This window comes from Paenibacillus sp. YYML68 (assembly GCF_027923405.1).
Taxonomy (GTDB): Bacteria; Bacillota; Bacilli; order Paenibacillales; family NBRC-103111; genus Paenibacillus_G.
The window spans coordinates 2,038,540-2,064,360 of sequence record NZ_BQYI01000001.1 but is presented as its reverse complement, the minus strand read 5'-3'; the positions used below and the strand labels follow the sequence as shown (position 1 = coordinate 2,064,360).

Sequence of the window (25,821 nt, the reverse complement as noted above, 5' to 3'; positions counted from 1 at the left end):
AAGTGTCTGAAACGCCCGTTACAATGAATATGATCGCAACGAGCCCACCACAGACCCTATTCAGCTACTATTCACCCTCCCTTATGATGAATATGATCGCAACGAACCCGCCACTACCACAATCCAGCCGCTCTTCACCCTCCCTTACGATGAAAATGATCGCATCAGCCCCTCCTCTACCCCACTCCAGCTCCTCATCCCCATTCCTTACGATGAATTTCATCGTAACAACCACACCACAGCCCCACTCCAGCTGCTCATCTCCCTAGGCTACGATGAATATCATCGTAACGGCCCCATTCCCCACCAGAACCGCGCCTGCAACGAACAAGACGAAGCCCACACCTCCAAGAAGGTGTGGGCTTCACTTACCGCTATATCGTTATCTTGCCGTCTGCAACGGCGCGCTGTCGTGCAGATCAAGCGCACGGGCAGTCGTGTCATGAAGTTGACGAATGAGCTCCGGATTTTGCACGAGGCTGACGCCGTAAGATGGGATCATCTCCTTGAGCTTAGGCTCCCAATCCTTCAGCTGCTTCGGGAAGCAGCGCTTAAGCACCTCGAGCATGACCGAGACGGCCGTCGAAGCACCAGGGGAAGCGCCGAGAAGTGCAGCAATAGAGCCGTCCGCCGCGCTGATAACCTCGGTACCGAACTGGAGCGTACCTTTGCCAGCTGGAGTATCCTTAATAATTTGCACACGCTGTCCAGCTACGACCAATTCCCAATCCTTACTGTTCGCGTTCGGAATAAATTCACGCAGCTCGGCCATCCGCTGCTCCTTCGAGAGCATCAGCTGGTTGATCAGATACGTCGTCAACGGCACATTTTTCATCCCGGCGGCCATCATCGTCACCAGGTTATGACCCTTCACCGACGTAATCAAGTCCGCATTCGAGCCGTACTTCAGGAATTTCGGCGAGAAGCCTGCGAACGGTCCGAAGAACAACGATTCCTTGTTATCGATCAGACGCGTGTCCAAGTGTGGCACGGACATCGGAGGCGCACCAACCGCTGCCTTCCCGTACACCTTGGCGCGATGCTGCGAGACGAGCTCCGGATTGTGGCTGACCATGAAGATCCCGCTGATCGGGAAGCCGCCGATTCCTTTGCCCTCTGGAATGCCGGACTTCTGGAGCAGATGCAGGCTGCCGCCGCCGCTGCCGATGAAGACGAACTTCGCCGAGTGACGCTCAACCGTACCTTTATCCAGATTCCGAATCTTCAGGTCCCACGAGCCGTCACGATTACGCTTAATGTCGTCCACGTTGTGCTTATACTGAATATCGACGTTCTTGCTCTTCAGATGCTTGAACAGGATGCGTGTCAACGCACCGAAGTTCACATCGGTTCCAGCCGCAATTCTTGAAGCCGCAATCGGCTTATTCAAGGCGCGATCCTTCATCATCAACGGAATCCATTGCTTCAGCTTCTCTGGATCCTCGGAATATTCCATCTCATCGAACAGCGGATTATTCGACATCGCCTCGAAACGCTTCTTCAGAAACTTCACATCCTGCTCACCCTGCACGAAGCTCATATGCGGCAACGGCGAGATGAAGTCCCTCGGATTCTTGATCAGCTTGCTGTTCACGAGATAGGACCAGAACTGCTTGGACACCTGGAACTCCTCGTTCACCTTAATCGCCTTACTAATATCTATCGATCCGTCCGGCTTCTCGACCGTGTAATTAAGCTCGCACAGAGAGGCATGGCCTGTTCCGGCATTGTTCCATTCGTTCGAGCTTTCCTCTCCAGCACCCTCACGACGCTCATACACTTTAATTTCCCAGCTCGGCATTAATTCCTTCAGCAGTGCGCCCAGCGTCGCACTCATAATTCCTGCTCCAATTAAGATCACGTCAGCTTTTGTTTGTCTGTTGCTCATAGTAACCGTCCTTATATCGTAAAATTTGCAAAAAATGTAGTCGCTCCTGCTTAAGCGCTACTGCAAGCTAGGACGACCCGATCTACCGCACATGTGCTCTAATCAAACCTTACCCAAGTGTATCATTATTAAATGTAGAAAAATATATTTTTTCAACAATTTATTATATCCAAAAGATAGCTGCGAATAAACACATGAATGCGTTTTTGTTGAATCATATAATTTATTGCAGAGCTAAAAAAATATAATGGGAGCAACTCGTGAGCGCTTCCCGACCACCTCCGCTGAAACCAAACCAGCGTTCAGCCAGTATAATAATAGAAAGAATTCTTCGATTGAGGTGATTGTCGAATGACTTGGAGATTAACCACGTTCATCCTAGCGGCTGTGCTCACGATGACCATGCTGACAGGCTGCTCGTTGCTCGAAGGGGTAAACCGTTCGGTCAGCTACGCCGAGCAGGCCACTACGTACATGAACGACGCCGCATCATTCGCAGAGCGGGTTCAGACGATTGCGCAGCAGGCGGCGGCCGACCCTGAGGCTCGAGAAAGGCTGAAGCAGGAGCTGCTGCAGATGAAGGACAAGATCGTTCAGTTCAATGCACTGGAGGCGCCGCCGCTCGCGAAGGAGCTTCACAGCCAGCTCGTCGCCTTGAACGAGACGCTGCTCACTGACATTAACAGATTTCTCGAGCAGATCAACCAGAAGCTCGACCTGCAGGCGGTTCAGGACTCGCAGATCTTCCAGACGATCCAGCAGATTACCCAGATTATGCAGAAGCTGGAGCAGCTGGGGCTCATGTAAGCTGTAGGGTAATGAGCTGTACGACTAAACGTACACGTAGCTTTACATCGCCATCGAGTCACCGCAGCACGAATAAACCTCAGCCTCCTCTTATGGGTCAAGGGAGGCTGAGGTTTTTTCATCATCATAATCCATCACAAGAGTCAGATGACTTATAGCTCATATTGGTCGAACCGCACGCTCTCTCCGTTCACCAGCGCAGCAGACGTCGTGCCTTCCGTGCTGTGTTCCACCCGCAGCTGAAGCTTATCGCCATACAGCGAGGTATAGCTAACCTCAAGCGGAGACTCCCCGAACTGCGGCTGCTTGGCATCCATCACCTCCGCGAAGCTCGCATGATCACGAATACCGAGTCGATTGGCCTCTGCGATGTCGATTGCTTCCATCACAACACCATTCGGCTTCCCTGTCGATGACACGTTCACACGGTCAGCCAACCGCTCTGTCACATACGACTGCAGTACATATACCGCGATATACACATCATCAACAAGACCATATAGAGCGTTCGGCTCCTCCTTCCAGCTCCCTGGCGGCAGAACACCTATTACGGTTCCCTCAGCCTCCTCTGGAATCGGATATAGCGCCATCACGACATTACGATCGTACAGCACCTCACCATACGGACTCTCATGCCGAGGATCTCCAGCCTTGTACCTGTCCCCCGGATGGAAGAAATAGGCTCTATTCACTCGATCCGTACCGTCGATCGGCAGCGTCAGCTCCCAGCGATGCTGCTCATTGTCGAACTCCTGCACACGCTCCCACATCCCGCCGATGGCGAAGGACTTCGTCATGTACAGATTGCTGTGAAGCCGCTGCTCCCCGCCCTGATGAAGCTTCGTCGTATACCGCTTCTGCTCATCCGGCGTCTGTCGCTCCAGCGCAAGCCGACGCACCTGCTCCGGCGCTTCATAGAATAGAATGCCTGCGTATTCGGTACGAGGCATCTCCTCAGGCAATGGGAAATCGCCGAACTGCACATAGTCGTGCAGTACATTCCCATCCCGTGGCAGGTCATGCGGCCAGCCCCGGGAATGTGCCCCGACCCAAGCTCCCTTGAGATACACCTTAGCACGCTCTTCCCATAAATAATCGAGCATCCAGCCAAGCTCCTCCTTCAATGAACGATCCGCGACCAGCTCTCTCGCGCAGGTGAACGCTTGAACCCAATGCCAGAACCATGGCAAGCAGCCGTACTCCCCCATTCCCTTCGTCCGCACGTGCTGCAGCGTCGCCTGCAGGCTGTGCTGACCGTCCTCCATAAGCTCACGATCATCGAATAGTTGACCGAAGATGAGCTTCGCAGCTGTAAACTTCGCCTCGTGATGATTGACCTGCTGCAGCTTCTTGCGATAGAAGCCGCATTGATACGTATGGTACAGCGCTTGCTTGAACGACTGCAGGAGCAGCTCCCCCAGCTTGTCCTGATACGTCTGGTGAAAATACGCCATCAAGCTCCCCATCAGCTCGATTGGCAGTCCATGAGGTGCGGCCTCTCGCGGCGATGGAGCGAGCCGCAACGGCCACCTTCCATACGTAGTGCTCTCCGGATTCCGATCCTGCAGCTCGAGCACCTCCAGCATCACAGCAGAAGCCTTCTCCAAGGCGTGGCTTCGATTGAACGGCACAGCCTGAGTCTCATCTACCGCGGCAACGAATAAATATGAGGCATAATAGAAATTATCGCGTATGTCACTATGAAACCAGAGCCCGCTCTCCAGCAGCGGCAGCTCGAAGGCCTTCGTCGCTACCTTCAGCCTGATTTCTTGAAGTCTGCGGTCATAATGGGTCAAGCAAATCATCCTCTCCACACCCTATCTATATATTTTTCATTACAGGGAAAAACCCATGCATGTGTAGGCCCCTGCCTATCACCATAACATGGGATTGAACGTTTATCTATGGATTTCCTTGATGGAACGTGTTATTCGTGTACGTATTTCCATCCGACGTATCATCAAGATCCTTGTTCGAGGTTTCATTAGCAGGACACCATGGATTACTGCTGTTTGTACGATCAACCTCAGCGATATCTTTTGTAATCTTGGAGTTATTTTGACGGTAGAATACATTGTTACGAATCGTTGTGTTATAGCCTTTAACATCAATAAAGCTATCTGCGTAGTTTTCTCCTGATATCCCTGCCCCTAGGAATGTATTGCCCTCTACCAGCGTGCCGGAAGCGCCTTCTTTAATATCGATAGATTCAGCTGCAACGTTAGGTCCGATTGTGTTATTACGGATCTTCGTATTCGAAACATTACGATCGTAGCCTGTAGAGGAATTAACATCCCACACAGAGCGATCGGATCCTACGTAGATTCCTTCAGCAAAACCCTTGTCATTAGCTGTACCGGTTACACCCGTATTTTTGATGGTGCTGTTTTCAATTATAGTGTTCTTACTGCCGTCACGAACGTGGATGCCCTCTTGACCTACATCCGATACAGTTACTTTGTTAATGCGCGTATTGTTGGAATTATCTAGAATGATTCCCTTTTGTCCATTTTTAATCTTGATATCTTGAATGACCCAATAGTTCCCTGTGATATACAGGGTATAGCCTTCACTTGCAACATTACCACCCTTGAGTGTAGCAGGGTTTGATGCAAACTGACTTTTGATTGTAATCTTATCCGTAGAATTTCCACTTTTCGTTGAATAGTAATAAGCCTTCTTGTCCCCTACTGTGGTAGTAGTCGTAAGATGATATTCGCCTGGCGCAACTAAAATAACATCTCCCGGCAAAGCGTTCTTAAGAGCATCCTTGATTTCTGTCACAGTATCCACATACACATTTCTTGTTGCAGCATGAGCAGCTTGTGGAGCTTGAATCGTACTAAATACCAATGCGAGCATAAACAGAACAACCCAATAAGATTTTAACTTCAATTTAATTCCTCCTCGATGTATGTGCTTCATATAAGCGCTATCAATGATAGGATAGCAATCTTCCAAAACGTTAAGGCGCTGTACCCCACACTAACGTACCATTATGATGAATTGTGATCTTGCTGTAATCGGCCAAGCTCGTTCGGGATGCGTCGTAGGAATAATCATTCGCTTCATTATAGTTCGACCAGTCACTGTTATTCATCCGAACCTTGATCGAGCCCGTATCGCCCCCGGCAGCAAGGCTGCCTGCACCCGTGGTGAAGCCGACCTCTAGATACGTATCCGCTGTAGGCTTAGGGCTGCTCAGCGTCTGGAACGCTCCGGTCACATTGGACTTGCCCATTAGCGCATAATCCACATTGAATTGCTGGGAGACGTTCGCTTCCTTCTTATAATAGTAACGAATCTTCAGCTCGCTTAGCGGAATGGCCGTTGCCCCGGTATTGATGATCTTGAAATACGGCTTGATCCGGTTATCCGCACTCGCTCCCCCGTCGCCCTCCTCATATTGCAGCTTCAAGGAAGCCGTAGAGCCTCCACCGCCGCTCGACGTTGTCGTCGCGCTTGCTGTATTGCTGGCACTCGACACATTCCCTACCGCATCATAGGCTCTCACGGTATAGCTGTAAGCTGTTGATGCCGTGAGCCCTGTATCACTATAGGAGGTCGAGCTTGCTGTCCCGACCTGCGTGCCGCCCCGATATACTCGATAGCCTGCTACAGCCACATTATCGGTGGAAGCCGTCCAGCTCAAGTTGATCTGTGTGCTCGAGGCTGCTGCAGCTGCGAGACTAGTCGGCGCTGTCGGAGCCTGTGTGTCATTCACCGGCGGATTGCCGGCATGGAACGTATTGTTCGTATACGTATTGCCGTCTGCTGTATTCGTCAGATTGCCGTTCGACGTCTCTGCTGCAGGACACCATGGATTCGAGCTCGTACGGTTCACCTCGGCGATATCCTTGGTGATGTTCGAATTGTTTTGACGGTAGCCAACATTGTTGCGCATCGTCACCTGAACACCCTTCACATCGATGAAGCTGTCCGCGAAGTTCTCACCGGATATTCCCGCTCCGAGGAACGTATTGCCTTCGATGAGCGTACCGATCGTTCCTTCCTTGAGATCTATAGACTCCGCTGCAACGTTCGGCCCAATCGTCGTATTCCTGACCGTCGTGTTGTACACTTGGCGGTTATAGCCTGTAGGTGAATTCACATCCCATACCGAACGGTCCGAGCCGATGTATATACCTTCAGCAAAGCCCTTATCATACGCTGTTCCTGTCACGCCAGTATCCTTGATCGTGCTGTTCTCAATCGTAACATTGGAGCTTCCGTCTCTGACATGAATGCCTTCTTGACCGACATTCGATACGGTCACACCGTTGATCCTGGTGTAATTCGAGTTGTCGAGAATAATTCCTTTTTGACCATGGGTAACGTTAAGGTCTTGAATGACCCAATAGTCGCCCGTAATGTACAGCGTATAGCCAACACTCGCGACGTTCCCGCCCTTCAGCGTTGCCGGATTAGCTGGGTCTTGACTCTTGATCGTGATCGGGTTCGTAGAAGTACCGTTCGCTGTACCGTAATAGTAAGCTTCCTTCGTGCCTACAGTTGTCGTCGTCGTTAGCTCATACGTCCCGGGAGCTACGAGGATCGTGTGACCCGGCTGAGCATTCAGCAGAGCAGCCTGAAGCTTCGCAGTCGTATCGACGTACACATTCGTTGCGGCGTGAGCCGCCCCTGGAGCATGGACGATGCTGAATACGAGCGTGATCATGAGTAGGGTGAACCATGCTTTTTTGATCGAAGTCATAAATATCCCTCCTGTGTGGGTTCAATGGAGTCGTTCGTCTGCACCCCTACATCAAGCAGAGGCGCAGACGCTTAGCTTATGTTATGGGAGAATAACCAACTGCGGCTTGTTCGTGCTGTTCTCGGAGCTGTTCAGCTCCACATATTTACCTGAATTCTCGATGAGCACCACCGACAGTACCTGGTCTCCGGACAGCTCGCTGCTCGCATAGGAGGTCAGATCGATCTCATAATATGTCGAGGTCGTGTTCATGTCCACACTACCTGCATTGCTGCCTGCAGCTGGCTTGTTGTTCCAATTGATCGTCGCTTCGGACCAACTGTCTGACGTCTTATACGCTGTCATCGTTGTGGCATAGGAAGCGCTACCATAGATCCGCAGCTTAGCGCTGGATAACGAGTTAAGATTGGATAGATCAAACTTGAGATACGTGTGACGGGTGTTCCCGCTGGATGATGTCTTCAGATACATGCTGGACGTCGTGCCGTAATTGTTCCCGGCGTAGCTTCCATCACGTATATAGGAATCATCGCTCGGACTGAGAGTGACAGGTGTACCAGGCGTACCAGGTGTACCGCCGCCGCTGCTGCCGCCACAGCTGTTCGTCGCCGTACCGTTGCCTAGCAATGAAGTCCCTGTGAAGCTTAAGCAATGGTAAGCACCCGCATTAGGCGAGAGCGAATAGTTGACCTTCTCATTACCGCCCCAAGTCGAGATAAGAGTGCCTGCTGGATTCTCCAGATGCTTCCAGTTCGCTCCATCCCAGCCCAGCTGGTAGATGGTCGTCGCCGACGTGTATGGGGAATACGTGACATAAGCTCCGCCCTTCGTCTCCTGCTTGGACATCGTGTTGTTGAACAATACATTCTGCTCCCCGGTCGCCCCCGACCACTTGGAAGCATGAGGTCCTGCTCCCCACCAGATCGGATACCACGTACCGTCCGATTCTGTGCCTCCTTCTCCTTCACCCCAGCTGTAATGCTCATATGGCACTGAGATCGCATTGTTCTCGATCAGGTTGCGCCGCTCCCAGCCGCCATGGAGGTTCATATCGACGGATATCGTATTGGATTGCACCACATTGCCTGTAGCTGACCATTGCAGCGTAAGATGACGCGTTCGATCAATCGTGTTGTTGACGATCTTGCTATCATAGAGCTTCGAGCCGCGAACATAGCCGTGCCCGCCCTTGCCCTTATTCCAGGCCCCATAGATCGTGTTGTCGCGAATGTCCATGTTCTTGGCGAATTCCGTCACTATCGGATGGGAGCCCGTCATGTACGTACGGATTCCCTTCACCCAGCCATCCTGCGCCCACTTAAAGAGGATGCCATGAACCGCATACTCGGGCAGCGCATTCGTATACTTCAGCCCGACGCCATTCGGATTGCTCGTTGCGTTATAATCGTTCGCATTCACAGTGCTCGCATACGGTGTATAAGAGATGTCCTGTGTGAAGTAGAAGGACTCGAAGCCGACGCCCTTCACGGCTGTGACGGGCATCACCTTGCTGTAATAGGTGGAGCCTCCAATCTGCCCTCCGTTGCTATATGGAATGTCAAATTCCAGGTTCTTATCGATGGTCAACGTATCGCCGCTGACACTCACCACCTTGAACATCTGTGTACGCATATGACCATTCTCACGGTACGAGGACGGCGCTCCCATCTGGTCATACAGCTCTTTGGTGTTGGCCGCGCCAACATATACGGTATCGCCTGCCTTGAATTTACTTCCGTTGCCCGAAGCGAGATATACCTTATCGCTCCCCTTCGTTCCACCGCCACCCGATGCGACCTTCACTCCGGAGAGCCAGTGGAAGTTAATGCTGCCCTCGTAATTCGTCTCGTTCGCATGCTTGGTACGATCCTCCACCCGGAATGCAGCGTAGCCCGGCCACAGCTTCCCATCGATAACTGGCAGTCCGTCCTCTACGGTATACGTAGCTGCAGGCTTGAAGACAATTCTCGTACCTGTTGTTGGGTTGGAGCCCGCTCCACGAAGCGTAATGTAGCTGGCATCGACACGAATCTGCTTATTGAGGTCCACCTGACCTGACGGCAGCAGCAGGATCGCACGATTGCTCTCGCTAACAACAGCACCGTTGACCTTCAGCGCACCGCTGCGAATATCATCGATCACCTTCTGCAAGGCATTCGAGTCATCCACACCATCATTTGCCGCAATACCCTTAGTCGTCAGATTAATGATGGTACCACTCGTCGGAATCGACTGTCCTCCCTTGTAGCCAGCCTTGGACCAGTCCGGCAAGGATGGGTCTACCCCTGCATGGGCGGGCACTGCACCTATACTGAGAGCTAACACTGCCGATGTTAACCATGCAGCGGTTTTCTTATTCATCAATTCGATCGCCCCCTTCACATGACAGCGCTTTACTGAAGCGCTTACAATATTAGAATATCAGAACCTGAGATGAATAATAGTCATCAATTGCGTTAACATAGTCATGAATTGCTGATCTCATTCATTCGCACTTTACTTTCGGGAGGCCAGTTGACATACTTGTAGTTACAGGTGAATGAAGAGGAGGGGATGAAAGTGAAGGTCAGCACGAACGTCAATGTTCAGAAGGAGCCCTACCATCTTAACTATAAGAAAACAAGTCACGCCGAGCATTGGGAGGTGTTCCACTTTCACCAGGCGATGGAGCTGCTCTATGTACATGAAGGCTATGGAACGGCCATTGTCGGGCATCGCGTCTTCGACTTCCAACCAGGTACACTTCTACTGTTCCAGCCGTTCCAGCTGCATCGGCTTCTCGTCTCTGACACCTTCGTACGCACCGTATTCATGTTCGATCCACTGGCCGTCGAGCCCTATCTCCAGCCGTTCCCGCGCACGCGCCAATGCTTCGACACCTTATGGAAGCAGGAGCTGGAGCAGCAGGCCTTCGCACAGCCAGCCATAAGCCGTGAGCTGGAGGAGACTCTAGACCGACTGATGAACAGAGTTCGTAGTATCTCCTATGACAAGCAGTCCGAAGAATACGCTCTAGCCCTCATCAGCTGTATCAATACATTGTCAGCCTATGAATTCAACCTGGATCGTAAGCGCTCTCACAAGCGGCTGCCACACCATGTCGAAGCTACCATTCTATGGCTGGAGGACCATTACAGGGAGAAGCTCACGCTGGATAAGCTTGCAGCAGAGCTGCATCTATCCACCTACTATCTCTCTCATTCCTTCACTCAAACGACAGGCAGCAGCATCACCGAGTACATCATGGGACGCCGGATGAAGGAAGCGTGCCGCATGCTGGAGAACACGTCCATGACCGTCAGCACGATCGCACTGGATATCGGCTTCTCCAACCCGTCCTACTTCTGCCGCGTGTTCAAGGAACACACCGGTACGACTCCGCATAAATATCGGGAGCAGCGGAGGGGGTGACATGCCCACAGCACCTATATTTGTAATCATACTAATAGCCTCCACCTTGTGGAGGCTATTTCAAGCTTATGTAATGACTCATATGGAACTGCCATTGTTCTGAATGTAATGTTCCTCTCACAACGTACTCATCCGCAGTTCAAAGAAATATTGTACAATTGGATGCTTGAACTTCATCTTCTCGGTCATATTTAAAATTCGCTTTTTTCCAACTCTCCTGTCAACCAAAGCTAGAATATTCAATAAGATCTCATTGCTATCTAAGCTTTCCTCTATGGAAGTAGATAAAAATCGATTACAGACATCAATAAAATTTGACTTACTTAAAGCTGACTGTGCCGACATAAGCTCCTTTGCATATTCTTTTATTATTCTATTTCTTGCGATGACGATTAAACGCTCCTCAGGAACACTCCCTGTCGTATCTTTTCTAACCGCTTCAATATCCCCCTTGTCAATAGGGACCTGGATATCTGAATCATTCCTAATTTCCTGCTCCGTCTGATACCATCGGATTGAGGTATTATTCATGTTGAGTACTTTCTTTTTATCTACAGCAATATAACATAGCCCAGCTTTATCTGGTACATAGCGGTAGCTGGTTGAAAGGTATTCAACCCTACCATGTAATGCAGGACAGAGAAAGCTTTCCAGTTGTTGCTTCAATTTGCTCCAGGCCATTTCTTCCTCCTCATCGGCGAATGCATATGCTTACAGAACACAAAATAAGGTCAGGGATATCACTACGCTTGCATCAAACCTGACATGAGAAAAATTCCTTCAATAAAATACTATATATGGAATTTAAAGATGTTTCTTCGTGGATAAAATTAAAAAAAGCCCTTATTGTTGAATTGACGACGTGTATCCATCAATTCTCCAATAAGGAGCCATCCATGGATAACGTTAAACCTTACTCGGTCGTATGTCAATGCTTACGCACGCTTCAGTCGTTAAATTTTCGTCCCTTGCTGGAGGACCATCGTACACATAAGCTATTCTCGCATACAGCTGTGGAACTTCACACGGTCGCACAATTGCTACAGCTCGATACGTACGATGAAATCACAGCGCAACTGCGCGCTCATCCTAAACTGCAGGAAGCCATCAACATCGATTCCATCAGCAGCGCCCAGCTTTCACGTAAGACTAACCGGTTGTGCACACAAGCCCTGCAAGGACTCTTCTATGAGCTTATAGGTCGAATCCATGAAAAAACGAATCGAGAAAACGGGCTTACTCCTCAAATTGGGCGGCTTCATATCGTAGACGCCACGGATATTTCCCTCCCGGAAGTACTGGGGCACTGGGCACGATGCGGTTCGCGGAAAACAGGGGTACGCCTCCATGTCCGCCTGGTTGTCGTAAATCCTAAAACGGTGTTTCCGGACAAAGTGGTCGCCTCCACAGTCAATGTGCGGGAAGCCAAGATCGCCCCCGACCTAGTCATTGACCCCGATGCGACCTATGTAATGGATCGTGGGTACGAAAGCAGCTCTCTGTTTCAGGAGTGGGTTACCGGTGGCAAACGGTTTGTGGTACGTGTACGGGATCGCACCAAGCTTTATCCTGTTAGTGGTACGGAACGTGAGCACTCGTCAGAAGCAGGAGCGCTGCAGATTCTTCAAGATGTCGATGTGCTGCTGAACAAGACCACAACTCCGTTGCGGCTTGTTGCGTTTCAAGATGAAAAGGGACGATATTACCGGGTTGTCACAACTCGATGGGATCTCACCGCGGCAGAAGTGGCGAGTATCTATAAGAATCGTTGGAAAATTGAACTGTTCTTCAAATGGATCAAACAGCACTTGAAGCTTGCGAAGCTGCATGGCAGCCAGCCGACATCCGTGTGGAACCAACTGTTTTTGTCATTGATCGCGTTTGCAGTGAATTTGTTGGTTACATTGGATTTGCAGACAAGCAAGAGCCCGTGGCAAGTGCTACAGCTTCTGCGAACGTACATGTTCCATAGCTGGGAGGAGTTTGAAAGAGAGTTCAATCGACCACCGAAACGACCATCGAGGGGGAAACAGAAGGTGGATAGAACCGCAGGCAAGCCCGACCCTCAGCGCATCATTTTGCGATAAGCAACATCCATATATACCAATTTTAGGGATACACGCGACACTTTTGTTCATCGTTCCTTTTTTAGCCGTTGGAATGGAAAGTTAGCTGTTAAATAATTGATTATATGGATGTTTGTTGTGAAATGCAGTATTTTATCGCACGATGTTAACTTTGATGCAAGCGTAGTGCAGGGATATTCCTTCCCCTGACCCACTCGTATAAATATACGAATTTGTGATGTTGCATAAAAAGCGAGAAAATTAGTATTACGAATATCCATTTTATATACATTTCTATATCAGAATTATTGATAAAGCTCACTAACAAGCTTTAATTAGATAAAGGAAATTTCTTGAAAAGTGAGAAAAAACGCTGTAGAAAAACATTCATACAAATGTATAATATACATAGGTAATTATTAGCAAGTGAATACGACAGGTTATTAGTTATAATGCAATTGATAAAAAGAACTTCGAGGGAATTCTTGTAACTCTTAAAGCAAGCCTATTTATAAAACGAAAGAGGCCGTTTCTTCAATAATGAGAAACAAGCCCCCAAACTAGTATTCTAACTTAAATGATGTCGTAGCGAATAAAAAACTCTTTTTTCTTGTCATGCACCTCAAACGCCGAGCGAATTACAGTTGGTATCGGAATGAAAATTTTGGACTTTGTAATAAGTGTTGTAGAAGGAAATGCGTCGCCTCCTGCATTCGTTTCAGTTAGAGGCTCCTTTAGTTCAATATCATAATAAAGCGTGGTTTGATCCGGCGTCCTAGTAAAAATGTAAACAATTCGATGGGAGGCCCACAAAATTTTTGTTGTATGTGCAGACCAGAAGAAATCCGTCAAGCCACCCAATCGATTCGATAAGGATAAGAATAAGTTAAAATCATTTAACTGAGGATATGCATTATTGACCGTTAGTATTTTCATATCTGTTTCAGTATCTCTCCGATAAATAGGCGGCATTGCGGGAAAAACACGATTGGAGCCCTGGGCAGGTGCTTGATGAGTTTCAGCGGCAACATTCATAGGAGACATAACCAAGTCAGGGATTATTGTCTCAACAGACCCAACTTGGCTACTTGTGACAGAATCCGTCTGACTCCTTCCAAGTTTTCCCATTTTGTCTAGAACATCAGATAAGGATTCTTCTCCTTTTAAATAGTCACTTAATAAAGTTTCAGCAGCACCTATATCCTTTTGCTCAAGAATAAATGTATCTGATTGATCCTGTAGCATTTTGTAAAATGCATCTGCACCTACCTTTATAGAGGAAGGAATATAATCTGATACACGCTTATATAAGTAAGCTCGAATAAAGTCCTTAATGAATATCGGAAAAGATGCATAATCCCGTTCTCTATACGCTAGGACTTGCTTTACAATATCACTATCACGTTTTAAGTAAATATGCACCTCCCCATTTATGTGTAATACATGCACAGACACAAAATGAGTCAGTTCTGCAAATTGGACTTTTACATTGGTTAATTGATAATCATTCCTTAGATAATAAGCAAGTTGTAGAACAAAGCTCATTTCAGCGGACGAAAGCTCAGTTTCTTTATATATCTTTTGGATTTGGACCTCTGTGGGCAAAGATGGTATTTGTAAATACTGGGTTAAATACTTCAACTGAACTTGTCGCCGCGGAGATTGATTACTTAGACTACACACAGAAGTATTGCCGGTAGTAAAGGAATCGATCAATTGCTTGTCGGAAGCAGATGCATAAAATAATTGATGTCCTTCGAAGGCTGTAGCAATCAACTCAAGTGGTACTAATTCATCATTAGGGTATACTTGAATTTTAATCTTTTTTGCAAGATCATACCGATTATATGCCTGTATGAAAGACATAAATGCAGTATTTAGATCTGCGTACTCCGTTTCAGCTATCGCTATTGATATTGCTTCTTCCCCAAGTCTTACTAGATCTTGAACAATAGCTATACTTCCTCTGCTTAAAGCTTCCCTTCCTGCTGTTGGATGTAACAAAATTAGATTTGCAACACCACCAAGCGAGTAATATGAATTCAAAGGAATATGAGCAAGACCAAAATAATTTCGTAACCCCATGATAGCACCCATACCTTGTTTTAATACTAACTCCCCTTTAACGGGTTGCCCATGGATGAAAATGTCTGAGATATGACACGCAACTTGCCCATTTCCTGATATAGAAGTGGAAACTTTGGCTTGATAGTGTGCGTAATTAAAAACCGCATTGCTTTCCATTTTACTATCGGCTGGAAGAAGTTCCTTTTGATAAGACAATCCACCAATATTATTTTCACGAAACATGATACGAACCTGAACATATTTAATGTACGGTAAGATATACTGTGTAGCTTGATTCCAGTCGAATTGTTGTGATTTATCTAAATGTACAATGATTCTAGTGCCAACTGGATACTCATGTTCCAGGATGGAAAAATCGATACACTCTTCAGTAAGGGATAAAGCGTCCCTATCAACAGCACTAAAAAAAGTAACCAGGGATCCTATAGGTCTTGTATATACCTCGAGTCGATCTGCCACCCCAAAGTTTGCCATGGCCCCAATTCCAAAAGTTCCTATGACCCCTGCCTGGCTTGCCAATTCTGTTCTTTTGCCACTAGAACCAGCCTTCCAGAAATTCTCCTTTAATACATCCTCATTCATTCCAATACCATTATCAATAATCTCTAGTCGACGTTCCTCCATATTGTAAAGAACATCTATCTGCCCCTCTGACAAGGGAAAGTCATCTGGATCATGAGCGTTCCTCATTAAGATAGCATCATAAGCATTTTGAATATTTTCCCTTAGCAGTGCGTAAGGAGAGTCGTAGATATCGTTTGATAAAATCTCAATAATCCGTTTCGTTTCCACTTGAAATTTTAATTTATTCATATTGCCCCAAACCTCCGATATTTCTGAACAATTTGTTTGACAAAATGATCGTCACATTCTTGTATTGCCTCCATTTGAAGAATTTCCTTGAGTAAATCTGTTCTTCCAGAAGCCTGAGCAGCTCTAATTAATGAAATAATTTCCTCCGCACCCTCGGGCTCGGGTTGTGTAAAAAGCTCGATAATCTCGTTATGCATGTGTAAACCCTGATAACATTGCATTAAGAGCCTACGGACATATGGATCTTTCTTCTCCAATGATCCAACTATAACTAATGCTTTGTCATATTGACTTTCCATGATCATTTGCTCTGCCTCTACCAGTTGCAAAATTCGTTCATCTTGACTAGGCATCTCTTTCGTATGAATATGTAAAGTTTCTTTCTGCTTCGACTGAGTTAGTGTCTCTGCTGGATAGTAATAGTTCATTACAACCTGTTGATGTTTGATCCACGTTGGGAAAGCTGCCAAACCTTGCATGCTATCCCGGTAGATATCCACGATTGCCTTTCTGGACTCATTATCGAATTGAACAACATTAAAGGATCTGAGTTCACCAGTAGGCAGTTCCTCTCCGCCGGCGCATAAACTTCCCGCGCTTATGACAATCATTTGTTGATCGGATTGTATTCTAGAAGGCTCATAAGCAACCCCAGTAATATGGGCATGACCATGCATCCCCACATGAAAATTAGCCCTCATTAGGTGTTGGAGAGTCCGATTATCCATATAGTCCGACTTTTGTGGATTTCCAGAAGTATGGTGATGCCAAACTGCAATTCGCAGCCGATCTCGGTATTTGTCTCCCTTCAACAACCTCTCTGCCTTAGCTAAAGCATCAGGATGAATCGCACCACTATAATTACAATGATCATTATCATGGCAACTATTATAACCTATCACAACCAGATTAAGATCTTCAAAATCGTAACAGTCGAATTGATCCCCTGGAGCTAACGTATATCTCCTTTCACCTCTATAGAAATTTTCATAGAACCGGCAGAACGCCTCGAACCTTCTTTCATACATGCTTTCGTCAACAATATGATAAAACTCAAAGTCCTGCCATGACCAGCGAATTCGACTTCGTTGTACCCCCATTTGCTTTAGTAACCACTTTTTATAATGAATAGGATCCTGACCAGCTGCTGGTTCTTCCTTCTTCATGCTCATTCTTGAGTGATAAAAGCTTACATCATGATTCCCTGGAATCATAACAACCTTGTTTCGATCGCCGCCCAGATAAATCCGAGTTAGTTCATCAAGTAATTCCCCGGCTTCTTGATATTGCTTGTCTAACTCTTCAACCACTTTAGCCTCGTCTGAAGATTTACTACCCTGAACCAAATCTCCACTCACAATAATCAATGAAGGCCGCCAGTCATTGCCATTGTATGAATCCAAGACATGTTCAATGGATGTAATGAGCACTTCATTTGATACGTAATCTTGTGTTCTATGAAGGTCTGAGATATGTAACAGCGAAAAGTTTTTCATTTATGCAACACGTCTCCAGTTTCAAAATAATCCTAGATAACTGATTTTCAGTTATTTATTGCTCCAACATTTTTATAGTACATGGATTCGACATAAATAGCATAAAAAATTATACTTCATTGTTCTTGTCGAATGCAGGCGGATTTGGCTGTCGAAAACATTTTAGTAGTACTATAAGTAACTATATGCGACCATATCGTTGGAACCACAACCTCTGTTACGCCATTAACAGAACAATCTCATATATATTCACCCGATTTACACTTAGTAGAACAAAACCGCCAAACCCAGTCTTGGAAAAAGGGATTGGCGGTTTGTAGATAGCTTAGTGTATATCTATGCGGAGACGCAATAACGTGTGGCCAAGAAACAAACTTGAGAAATTTTACACTAAACTTTGGACAGGCTCTTCAGGTTTGCTCTCCTCATCTTTCAAAAAGAGATCATAATAGTCACAAAGAACATTGGAGTTGTCAAAAAAAGTGCAGTTTGAAAACACCCTCATACAGAACCCGTTACTAAGCTGCTTGCGACAGCATTCTCTCGCGATAAATAGCTGGCGGCCAGCCCCCTGGATTAGAGGTGTAGATCCGCCGCCTGTTATAGTAGACCATGATGTATCTGAAGACCGGTAATTGTCAAGATAGTTGTCGCGATTAAATAAATTAAGACAGCATAGATTCCGTCTTCTGCTCAGCTTGAAGAACGGTCGCTTTCTCAGGATTGAGCCGTAAGCGTCAAATACATCACACCTTCACCCCATGCATGCATAGATGAGATAATGTCCTCAATATGAATCGAGGAGGACATCCCATGAATCGAGTAGAGCGGCAACAGGCATGGAGAACTCGCATTGAGAACTATCGAGCGAGCGGTCAAACCATGGTAGCCTGGAGTAAAGCCAATAACCATACCATCCATGAGCTGAAGTACTGGCTCAAACAGATCGAAGGCCCCCCAAAATCCAAACGATCAAAGTCTGCATCAACCTTCATCCCCGTTATCGTGCCACCTTCTCCCGTGCGTAGCAATCTGCCAACGGGATCCCTACGGATTCATGTTGGAGCGGCTTCTATGTGAGCGTCAAATAGCCCCCACCTAGCGGTGGGAGCGAACCTGATGTATGCTACGATTACTTCTTATTCATACGACATTCAGCCGGGAGCGATCCCGACCATGGCATGAATGAATCGAGTGCTGGTTCATCAAGCGGATCAGGCAACTGAGGCAACTGCTCGAATAGATACTTCAAGTAGTTGTACGGATGCAGTCCGTTTTCCTTGGCTGTCTCAATCATGCTATAGATGACAGCGCTCGCCTTCGCTCCTCGCGGCGTGTTCGCGAACAGCCAGTTCTTCCGGCCGATCACAAACGGTTTAATGGAGCGTTCACTTCGGTTGTTGTCGATCTCCAGCCGTCCATTTTCCATGAAGGCCGTCAACTTCTCCCACTGGTTCAAGCTGTAGGCAATCGCCTGACCGGTCAAGCTCTTCGGCAATGTCCGAGAACGCTGTTGCTTGAGCCAAGCTTTGTAGGCTTCCAATACGGGAGCACTGCGCTTCTGCCGCTCTTCATGCCGCTCTTCCGGTGAAGCCTCCGCAAGCTCGCGCTCGATTGCAAACAACTGATTGCAATAAGCCAATCCTTGTCCCGCGACACTGCCGAGCGTTCCCGTCTCTGGGGGAGCTCCCTTCAATGCTTCATCGAACTTGCGACGCGCATGCGCCCAGCAGCCGACGAGCTTGACCTTCGCGACCTTGTGGTATCCGGCGTAGCCGTCCACATGCAGATAGCCTGTAAATCCAGCCAGGAAATTCCGAGGATGCTCGCCGCCCCGCGTCCGCTGGTAGTCATACAGCACAACCGGCGGTATCCCGCGGCCTGTGCGATACAGCCACAGATACGAGGTGGATTCTGCCGATTTGCCCGGCTCCCGCAGCACCTGAAGGGTCGTTTCATCCGCATGCAGCGCATCCTGACTAAGCAGATAACGCTTCATCGCTTCATACATCGGCATGAGCCACTTCTCAGCTCCGTAGATCATCCAGTTCGCCATCGTCTGCCGGGAGAGCGAATAGCCCAGCCGGGCAAAAGCTTGCTCCTGTCGATACAGCGGCAAACTGTCCACGTACTTCTGACACATGACATGAGATAGGATGGACGGCGAAGCCAAGCTGCCGGGATAGACCGGCTTCGGCATGGGCGCGGTGACGATTGGCGTCTGCAGCTCATGGCGCTCACAGTGACGGCAGGAGTAGACCTGACGCACATGACGCATCACCTTGACCTGTGGCGGTACAATGGCAATCTCGCTGCGCGTCTCGGTCGTCATCTCGTGCAGCGAACCGCCGCAGCATGCGCAGAGCTGCTGACCTTCTTCCAGTGTATAGACAATAGTCTCCACGGGCAGGTTGGACAGATCTTCCTCACGCTTGCCGGAAGACTTCCGGCGCTCATACGTCACCTTCTCCATTGGCGGTTCTTCACCAGCTGGTGTTGCCAGCATTTCCGCTTCGTTGAACAGGTTCAGCTCGAGTTGATCCGGATGCGTCTTCTCGCTGGAAGAGCCGAAACGTTTCTGCTGAGCCAGACGGAATTGCTCCTCGTACCATTTGAGCTTGGCCGATAGTTCTACGTTCTGTTCTTCCAGCTTCTTATTTTGTTGTTGGAGTTCTTCGAGAGTTGGGGAATCCGGTCGCTTATCCATAACGGATATATTCGTCAGCAGATGGCTCTCGCCTGCTGCTAGATAAGGCGATTCCGCGAACAATGTATGGATTACCAGGCGTTGTCTGCTGTAACGGCCCGGTGTGCCTGCCGCTGTGTGAGCGCCAGTCCATCCAGCAGCCAGCGTAGCTCGCGTGCCGAGATCGCAACCGTACGTTCCGTGCTGCTCGGCCATTGGAAGGTGCCGCGCTCTAACCGGCGATAAAATAGCCAGAAGCCGTTATGGTCCCAGTACAGCAGTTTGAGCTTGTTGCGCTCTCGATTGCAGAAGACGAAGAGGCACTTGGAGAAGGGATTCAGGCCAAAGCATTCTTGAACGATTGCCGCCAGTCCGTCAATCGATTTTCGAAGATCCGTTGCTCCAGCGGCCAGATAGACCTGATGCGCACTCGAGATGCTCAGCATGAGACCGTTAGAGCGCTGACGACGTCATGAAGAAGCTTGGCATCGAAGCCTGATCGTACTTCAAGACGAGCGGCACCCGCATGAACGATGATGCAGGAGGATGTTGGATTACTCGAATCCGATAGGGTCAGTGGAATGAAGGAATTACTGGTGTTGCCAGAGGATTTACCAGAAGTACGTTCGTTAAGTGTACGAAGCCAATAACGCAATTGGTCCTTGGTCACGCCTTGTTCGGCGCACCATGCTTTCATGGTCTGTCCGCTCGCTTCATAGTCCGAGACACGAGCGATCCATTCTTGTCTTCTCAGCTCTTTCTTCGTCATGAGTATAAGCCTCCATCTCTGAATAACGTTGGCCTTATCTTCTCATAACGATTCATCTTGTTGAAGGTGTGCTAGGTTTGACGCTTACGCTTCTATTGAGCTGAGTGAGTCCTTCGACTCTACCCAGCTTCGTGAAGTCGTTAAGGTGCTGAAGGATCTATGTTGACCGTTCCGAGTAGCATTCCCGTGTATTTAGCAAGCGGCAGTACGGACCTACGCAAGTCGATCGATGGCCTGGCCGCTCTGGTGCAGGAGGTGTATGCACTCAACCCCTTCTCGAGTAGCTTGTTCGTGTTCTGCAATCGACAGCGAGACAAGCTCAAGATTCTGTATTGGGATGTAAATGGCTTCTGGCTGTTCTACCGCCGCCTGGAACGCGGCACCTTCCAGTGGCCGACTGACGACAGCCATGCGACCATCGCGCTGACTCGTCGCGAATTGAACTGGTTACTGGATGGACTGTCGATCGAGCAGCAGCAAGCGCATCCTGTGGTTTCCGTTCAAGCGGTGGTGTAGGCGCGAATAATCATCGTGCCTACCTCCATCATGTTTACTTGAAATGCAGGATAAACGTAGTCGTTCAGCGAATACATTCTTCATGACAAAACGTGCGGAATCAGCCCAACCCCAAACACTAGATGAATACAAAACATACAGCGAAGCGCTCGAGGCAGAGGTAAACAAGCTCAAGAAGCAGGTCCATATGCTGCTGGAGCAATCCAAGCTTGCCCAGCATAAGCGCTTCGGCGCTTCGAGCGAGAAGACGCATCCAGCTCAGCTGTTCCTGTTCAACGAAGCAGAGCAGGCAGCTAGCCCTGCGCTCCCTGAGCCAACTGTGGAAACCGTGATCCACAAGCGGAAGAAAGTCAAGGGGGATCGCCTGGCGAAGTTTGATCATTTGCCTGTAGAAACCGTGGAGTATCGATTGCCCGAGGAAGAGCAGGTCTGTTCGTGCTGCGATGGGAAGCTACATGAGATGAGCAGCGAAGCCCGCGATGAATTGGTGTTCATGCCTGCCCAGTACAAGATCGTGAGGAGCATTCGATTCATCTATAGCTGCCGCCACTGCGAGCGCAACGAGGAGAGCACTCCCGTGGTCACTGCTAAGGCACCTGCACCCGCGCATCCTGGAGGCCTGGCATCGGCTTCTATACTGGCCTATGTGATGCACCAGAAGTATGTCGAAAGCCTGCCGCTCTATCGTCAAGAGCAGCAGTTTCTTCGGCATGGTCTGATCCTGTCGCGTCAAACACTAGCCAACTGGATGATCTACGCGTCCGAACACTGGCTAGAGCCGCTATTTCAGTTCATGAAGTCGCACATGCTGCTGCAGGACATCCTCCATGCGGACGAGACGACATTCCCCGTGCTGCAGGAACCGGGACGGAAGGCCGAACAGAAGTCGTACCTTTGGATGTACCGTACCGGACATACGAGTGAGCCCATCGTCTTGTACGAATACCAGCCGACCCGCAGTGGGGAGCACCCGCGTCAATTTCTAGAAGGCTTCAGCGGCTACCTGCATGCGGATGGATTCTCAGGCTACCATAAACTCACGGACGTGACACTCTGTGGTTGCTGGAGCCACGCAAGACGCAAGTTCGATGAGGCGCTGAAGGCGCTGCCGGCAGCCCATCGTACGGCCGAGGTGGCCGCTGGCAAGGGCTTATGGTTTTGCAATGAGCTGTTCGCTGTGGAACGATGGCTGAAGGATGTAAGCCCTGAGGCCCGGCACCAAGCTCGTCAGGAGCAGAGTGCGCCATTGCTGGAGGCTTATTTGAAGTGGCTGCAAAACGCGGAAGCTGAGGTGCTGCCCAAAAGCTTGACCGGACAGGCGATCACCTACAGCCTGAACCAGTGGGACAAGCTTGTCGCATTCATGCAAGACGGCAGGCTCGAGATTGACAATAACCGAGCGGAGCGTGCCATCAAACCGGTTGTAATTGGCCGGAAAAACTGGATTTTTGCCAATACGCCTAAAGGCGCGAAAGCAAGTGCGACGATCTACAGCATTGTGGAATCCGCAAAGGCGAGCGGGTTAAATCCGTATGCATACTTGAAGCTTTTGTTCGAGCAATTGCCGCAGCTTCCGAACATTCAGGATATGGATGCTTTGAGACAACTGGCTCCGTGGTCAACGTCATTGCCGGACTCTTGCCGTGTAGCACCACCGAAGTAACACTAGCTTACCTCAGCCCTCGTCTTTTGAATAGGTGTGGGCTATTTGACGCTTACATTGAGCCAAACTTCTTCATCCAAGCTCCAATCCCGTGTAGCCCCCGACCAGCGACCAGGATGAAGAGTTTTGGCAGCTTCATAAACCTGCCGCCGCTTCTCAAATACCTGTTCGGACTGCCCTTTATGCCTCTGACTAGGCGTGAGGAAATTAAGGCCGCTGTGTCGATGCTCGTGGTTGTACCAGTGTACAAAACGCAGCACCCATTCTCGGGCCTCCATACGATCTTTAAACCCTCGCTCCGGGTATCCTGGACGGTACTTGCATGTACGGAAGACGGACTCCGCATAAGGATTGTCATTGCTTACCCGCGGGCGACTCCTGGAAGGCGTGATCCCTAAGCTATACAGCGTTTCGAGCAAGGTCGCCCCCTTCATTGGGCTTCCGTTGTCCGAGTGTAGCACAAGCGTCTTCTGGCGTATCACACACTGCTCGCTGAGTACCGTTCTACGTATCAACTGACTGGCGTGTTCAGCGGATTCTTCATCCCAAATCTCCCAGCCAACGATTTTACGACTATATAGATCTAGGACCAGATAGAGGTAGAAGAACAGGCCTTTCACGGGCCCTGGCATCCACGTAATGTCCCACATCCAGACCTGGTTGGCTCCAGTTGCACAATGGCTTGTCAGAGGCTTGGAGGTCCGTTTCTTGCTTCTACCACGATGGTGTTGCTGGTTGTGTTTATGCATCACACGGTAAAAACTTGACTCTGAGGCTATGTAGGTTCCTTGGTCCGCAAGGGCGGGGACGATTTGACTCGGGGGCAGGCTCTTAAATTCCGCCTGCCCAATGACATCCAGTATCTGTTGCTCTTCCTCTTTGGTGAGCTTGTGGACAGGCTCAGGCCGCTTGGCAAGAGGGCGTCTATCTTCGCTGATATGATGCTGTCGCCAACGCTGCAGGGTTCTCTGGGTCAGTCCAAGCTCCTTACAAGCCATACTCTCCCTCGCACCGGCTTGTACGGCTTCTTCAATCAGTGATACAGCCAACTGACGCTCTGGGGCACTGATCATTCGTCCTCGGGGTCCCCCCAGATCGCCTGGGCCTTTTTTCGCAATACCAGTAATGCGGCGGTTTCGGCTAAGGCTGCATCCTTTCGTTGGAGCTCGCGGCTCAGGGTTTTGACCTCATGCTCCTTGGTTCGCAGCTCCTTCTGTAGCTTGCTCGCTTGCTCGGCGATTCCGCCATTGGCGTTCATGCAAGCATCGCGCCACGCTGCCACTTGCTCAACGTATAATCCTTTAGCCCGGCAATATTCCACCAACTCCATCTCGCTTAATGCTGCTGTTTCGACCACGATTGCAAATTTATCCCGTGTGCTCCATCGCTCTGTGGATGAGATCCCGGTCGAATGGATCACGCCTTGAGCTTTCGCCGCTTTCCTCCACTTGTATAACACTGTTTCAGATATGCCGTACTCTTTAGATAACTGACTGACCGATTCATTATGCGGTGGCATCATTCGTTGTACGACTCTTTGCTTCAATTCCGGATCTACTTGGTTCATTGTTGTCTCCCACCTCACCCTTGTTATCCTCACTATACTTTCAATTGAGGGGTACGACAACTATTCTGACACAGGGGGAGACGATCGATTTAATATAGGCCATCGGATAGCGCTCCGTGTTGATCTTATGCAGCTTCTCTTTCTTTAGCGTAGCAAAAAAGCTTTCCATCCTTGCGTTATCATAGCAACGCCCTGTACCGCTCATGCTTTGAATGGCGTCACGTTTAGCCAGGCTCTCCCGGAAAGCATGGCTCGTGAATTGACTGCCTCGATCGCTGTGATAAATCATCCCGCGAGCATTTCTTGCTTTACAGGCGTTCTCAAAGGCTTGGATGCAGAGTTCCTTGCGCATATTGTCGTCCATGGCGAGGCCAACGATCTCTCCATTGAAACAATCCAGTACCGCGGAGAGATATAACTTGCCGTCTGAACAAGGAACTTCGTTGATATCCGATAGCCACTTTTGGTTGGGTGCTGAGGATCTGAAGTCTCTCTGGATCAGGTTCTCGCTCTTTTGAGCTGTGGCATCCTCGCGTGTAATGCCGTTTGGATGACGCTTGGCTTTCTTTAGCAGACCGTGCTTCTTCATGATTCGATAGACGGTGCTGTAGCTGGTCCTGATATCTATTTGTGACAGCGCCAGCAGAATACGCTGGACACCGTAATTGCTGTTGTCTTCATGTTCACCGATGATTTCTTTGATTTTGACCAGAAGGCGTTGCTGCCGCTCCTGTTTGGGTGTGGGCTTCAAGCTACGATAATAGCCCGATTCGCTGACAGCAAGTGCCTTGCACATCTTGTTGACGGTCCATCGATCCCGTCGCTCACGGATGTAAGCATAGAGCTGGCAAGCCTTTACCGCTTCCGGTCTTTTGCGAAAAAACCGAGTGCATCCTTGAGAATTTCATTCGCGCGACGCAACTCGATTATCTCTCTTTCTAATTCGATTTCACGCGCAGTCTTATCGGCAGATGCATAAGCGCGTCCGCTCCCGATATGCGCCCCGTCACCGTGCAGGGTTCTTCGCTTTCTCCAATCCTGCAAAGTGTGGTAGGCTACGCCTAACTGCTCGGCGGCTTTCTTTGGGCCAATCTCATCGCTCAATCTTACTGCTTCTTCTTTGAATGCTTTGTCGTACCGATTCATTGTCTCTCATCCCCTCGTCAGCTTTCATTTTATTTCATACGAGGGTGTTTTTCGACTGCATTTTTATCGTAGCACTCCACATCTGTCTTCGTCACTTCAATGAGACAGCATTGAAAGAGCATTAACGACGGATCCCTTAGCTTCAATTGACTGTGGCAGATCACCGCACGGCGCTTGCACCAGTCATAACA

General features: G+C 49.0%; 20 protein-coding genes and 1 pseudogene. 6 read left to right on the top strand and 15 right to left on the bottom strand.

The window, feature by feature from the left end; all coding sequences use genetic code 11:
• Positions 1–67 precede the first annotated feature (67 nt).
• Both PAE68_RS09425 and PAE68_RS09420 read right to left on the bottom strand, forming a co-directional pair.
• On the bottom strand, positions 68–223 hold the full coding sequence (locus tag PAE68_RS09425) for a hypothetical protein (protein ID WP_281886304.1): 156 nt from the start codon (positions 221–223) through the stop codon (positions 68–70).
• 159 nt (positions 224–382) lie between these two features.
• Positions 383–1,888 carry a malate:quinone oxidoreductase gene (locus PAE68_RS09420; protein ID WP_281886302.1) on the bottom strand — a complete coding sequence of 502 codons (1,506 nt, stop codon included), beginning with the start codon at positions 1,886–1,888 and terminating at the stop codon, positions 383–385.
• 351 nt (positions 1,889–2,239) lie between these two features.
• Here PAE68_RS09420 and PAE68_RS09415 point away from each other — a divergent pair, with 351 nt between their 5' ends.
• Positions 2,240–2,695: a DUF6376 family protein gene (locus tag PAE68_RS09415; protein ID WP_281886300.1), complete on the top strand. Its 456-nt coding sequence runs from the start codon at positions 2,240–2,242 to the stop codon at positions 2,693–2,695.
• Positions 2,696–2,847: 152 nt separating this feature from the next.
• Here the strand turns inward: PAE68_RS09415 and PAE68_RS09410 are convergent, their stop codons facing one another.
• The 4 genes from PAE68_RS09410 to PAE68_RS09395 form a co-directional block, all read right to left on the bottom strand.
• The gene (locus PAE68_RS09410) at positions 2,848–4,500 is read right to left on the bottom strand and encodes a hypothetical protein (RefSeq protein ID WP_281886298.1); all 1,653 of its coding nucleotides are present in this window, start codon (positions 4,498–4,500) and stop codon (positions 2,848–2,850) included.
• A gap of 97 nt (positions 4,501–4,597) precedes the next feature.
• On the bottom strand, positions 4,598–5,590 hold the full coding sequence (locus tag PAE68_RS09405; protein ID WP_281886296.1) for a right-handed parallel beta-helix repeat-containing protein: 993 nt from the start codon (positions 5,588–5,590) through the stop codon (positions 4,598–4,600).
• A gap of 70 nt (positions 5,591–5,660) precedes the next feature.
• Complete coding sequence (locus PAE68_RS09400) at positions 5,661–7,409, bottom strand: cellulose binding domain-containing protein (RefSeq protein WP_281886294.1); 1,749 nt, start codon at positions 7,407–7,409, stop codon at positions 5,661–5,663.
• An 81-nt stretch (positions 7,410–7,490) separates the two neighbouring features.
• Positions 7,491–9,770 (bottom strand): CBM96 family carbohydrate-binding protein, encoded by a 2,280-nt coding sequence (locus tag PAE68_RS09395; RefSeq protein WP_281886292.1) that lies wholly within the window; start codon positions 9,768–9,770, stop codon positions 7,491–7,493.
• A 198-nt stretch (positions 9,771–9,968) separates the two neighbouring features.
• Here PAE68_RS09395 and PAE68_RS09390 point away from each other — a divergent pair, with 198 nt between their 5' ends.
• The gene (locus PAE68_RS09390; protein ID WP_281886290.1) at positions 9,969–10,820 is read left to right on the top strand and encodes a helix-turn-helix transcriptional regulator; all 852 of its coding nucleotides are present in this window, start codon (positions 9,969–9,971) and stop codon (positions 10,818–10,820) included.
• Between the two features lie 117 nt (positions 10,821–10,937).
• Here PAE68_RS09390 and PAE68_RS09385 read toward each other — a convergent pair whose 3' ends face one another.
• Complete coding sequence (locus tag PAE68_RS09385; protein WP_281886288.1) at positions 10,938–11,501, bottom strand: SF0329 family protein; 564 nt, start codon at positions 11,499–11,501, stop codon at positions 10,938–10,940.
• Between the two features lie 215 nt (positions 11,502–11,716).
• Between PAE68_RS09385 and PAE68_RS09380 the strand changes: the two genes are divergently transcribed.
• Positions 11,717–12,907, top strand: coding sequence for an IS4 family transposase (locus PAE68_RS09380; protein ID WP_281886286.1), 1,191 nt, complete (start codon positions 11,717–11,719; stop codon positions 12,905–12,907).
• Between the two features lie 552 nt (positions 12,908–13,459).
• Here the strand turns inward: PAE68_RS09380 and PAE68_RS09375 are convergent.
• Together PAE68_RS09375 and PAE68_RS09370 are read right to left on the bottom strand one after the other, a co-directional pair.
• A complete protein-coding gene (locus tag PAE68_RS09375; RefSeq protein ID WP_281886284.1) occupies positions 13,460–15,787 on the bottom strand; it encodes an ATP-binding protein in 2,328 nt (775 codons plus the stop codon).
• The gene (locus tag PAE68_RS09370; protein WP_281886281.1) at positions 15,784–17,283 is read right to left on the bottom strand and encodes a metallophosphoesterase family protein; all 1,500 of its coding nucleotides are present in this window, start codon (positions 17,281–17,283) and stop codon (positions 15,784–15,786) included. Before PAE68_RS09370 ends, PAE68_RS09375 begins: the two co-directional genes overlap by 4 nt.
• 813 nt (positions 17,284–18,096) lie before the next feature.
• On the opposite strand from PAE68_RS09370, the gene tnpA (PAE68_RS09365) reads away from it, so the two are divergent.
• Positions 18,097–18,363 (top strand): IS66 family insertion sequence element accessory protein TnpA, encoded by a 267-nt coding sequence (tnpA, locus tag PAE68_RS09365; RefSeq protein ID WP_281886279.1) that lies wholly within the window; start codon positions 18,097–18,099, stop codon positions 18,361–18,363.
• A gap of 52 nt (positions 18,364–18,415) precedes the next feature.
• Here the strand turns inward: tnpA (PAE68_RS09365) and tnpC (PAE68_RS09360) are convergent, their stop codons facing one another.
• From tnpC (PAE68_RS09360) to tnpA (PAE68_RS09350), 3 genes are read right to left on the bottom strand one after another with little or no spacing between them, the layout of a single operon-like run.
• Complete coding sequence (gene tnpC / locus PAE68_RS09360; protein ID WP_397379437.1) at positions 18,416–20,008, bottom strand: IS66 family transposase; 1,593 nt, start codon at positions 20,006–20,008, stop codon at positions 18,416–18,418.
• A 53-nt stretch (positions 20,009–20,061) separates the two neighbouring features.
• On the bottom strand, positions 20,062–20,415 hold the full coding sequence (gene tnpB / locus PAE68_RS09355) for an IS66 family insertion sequence element accessory protein TnpB (RefSeq protein ID WP_281886235.1): 354 nt from the start codon (positions 20,413–20,415) through the stop codon (positions 20,062–20,064).
• Positions 20,409–20,738, bottom strand: coding sequence for an IS66 family insertion sequence element accessory protein TnpA (gene tnpA, locus PAE68_RS09350; RefSeq protein ID WP_281886237.1), 330 nt, complete (start codon positions 20,736–20,738; stop codon positions 20,409–20,411). The genes tnpB (PAE68_RS09355) and tnpA (PAE68_RS09350) overlap by 7 nt, the downstream gene beginning before the upstream one ends.
• 159 nt (positions 20,739–20,897) lie before the next feature.
• Here tnpA (PAE68_RS09350) and tnpB (PAE68_RS09345) point away from each other — a divergent pair, with 159 nt between their 5' ends.
• Together tnpB (PAE68_RS09345) and tnpC (PAE68_RS09340) are read left to right on the top strand one after the other, a co-directional pair.
• Entirely contained in the window at positions 20,898–21,254 is a 357-nt protein-coding gene (gene tnpB, locus PAE68_RS09345) for an IS66 family insertion sequence element accessory protein TnpB (RefSeq protein WP_281886239.1), read from the top strand.
• Positions 21,255–21,336: 82 nt separating this feature from the next.
• Positions 21,337–22,917, top strand: a complete 1,581-nt coding sequence (gene tnpC, locus PAE68_RS09340; RefSeq protein ID WP_397378491.1) for an IS66 family transposase — start codon at positions 21,337–21,339, stop codon at positions 22,915–22,917.
• Between the two features lie 41 nt (positions 22,918–22,958).
• Here tnpC (PAE68_RS09340) and PAE68_RS09335 read toward each other — a convergent pair.
• From PAE68_RS09335 to PAE68_RS09325, 3 genes and pseudogenes are all read right to left on the bottom strand, one after another.
• A pseudogene (locus PAE68_RS09335) lies at positions 22,959–24,484 on the bottom strand (IS3 family transposase).
• 40 nt (positions 24,485–24,524) lie between these two features.
• On the bottom strand, positions 24,525–25,316 hold the full coding sequence (locus PAE68_RS09330) for an IS3 family transposase (protein WP_281890984.1): 792 nt from the start codon (positions 25,314–25,316) through the stop codon (positions 24,525–24,527).
• A 23-nt stretch (positions 25,317–25,339) separates the two neighbouring features.
• Positions 25,340–25,630 (bottom strand): transposase, encoded by a 291-nt coding sequence (locus PAE68_RS09325; RefSeq protein ID WP_281886275.1) that lies wholly within the window; start codon positions 25,628–25,630, stop codon positions 25,340–25,342.
• Between the last annotated feature and the right edge of the window lie 191 nt (positions 25,631–25,821).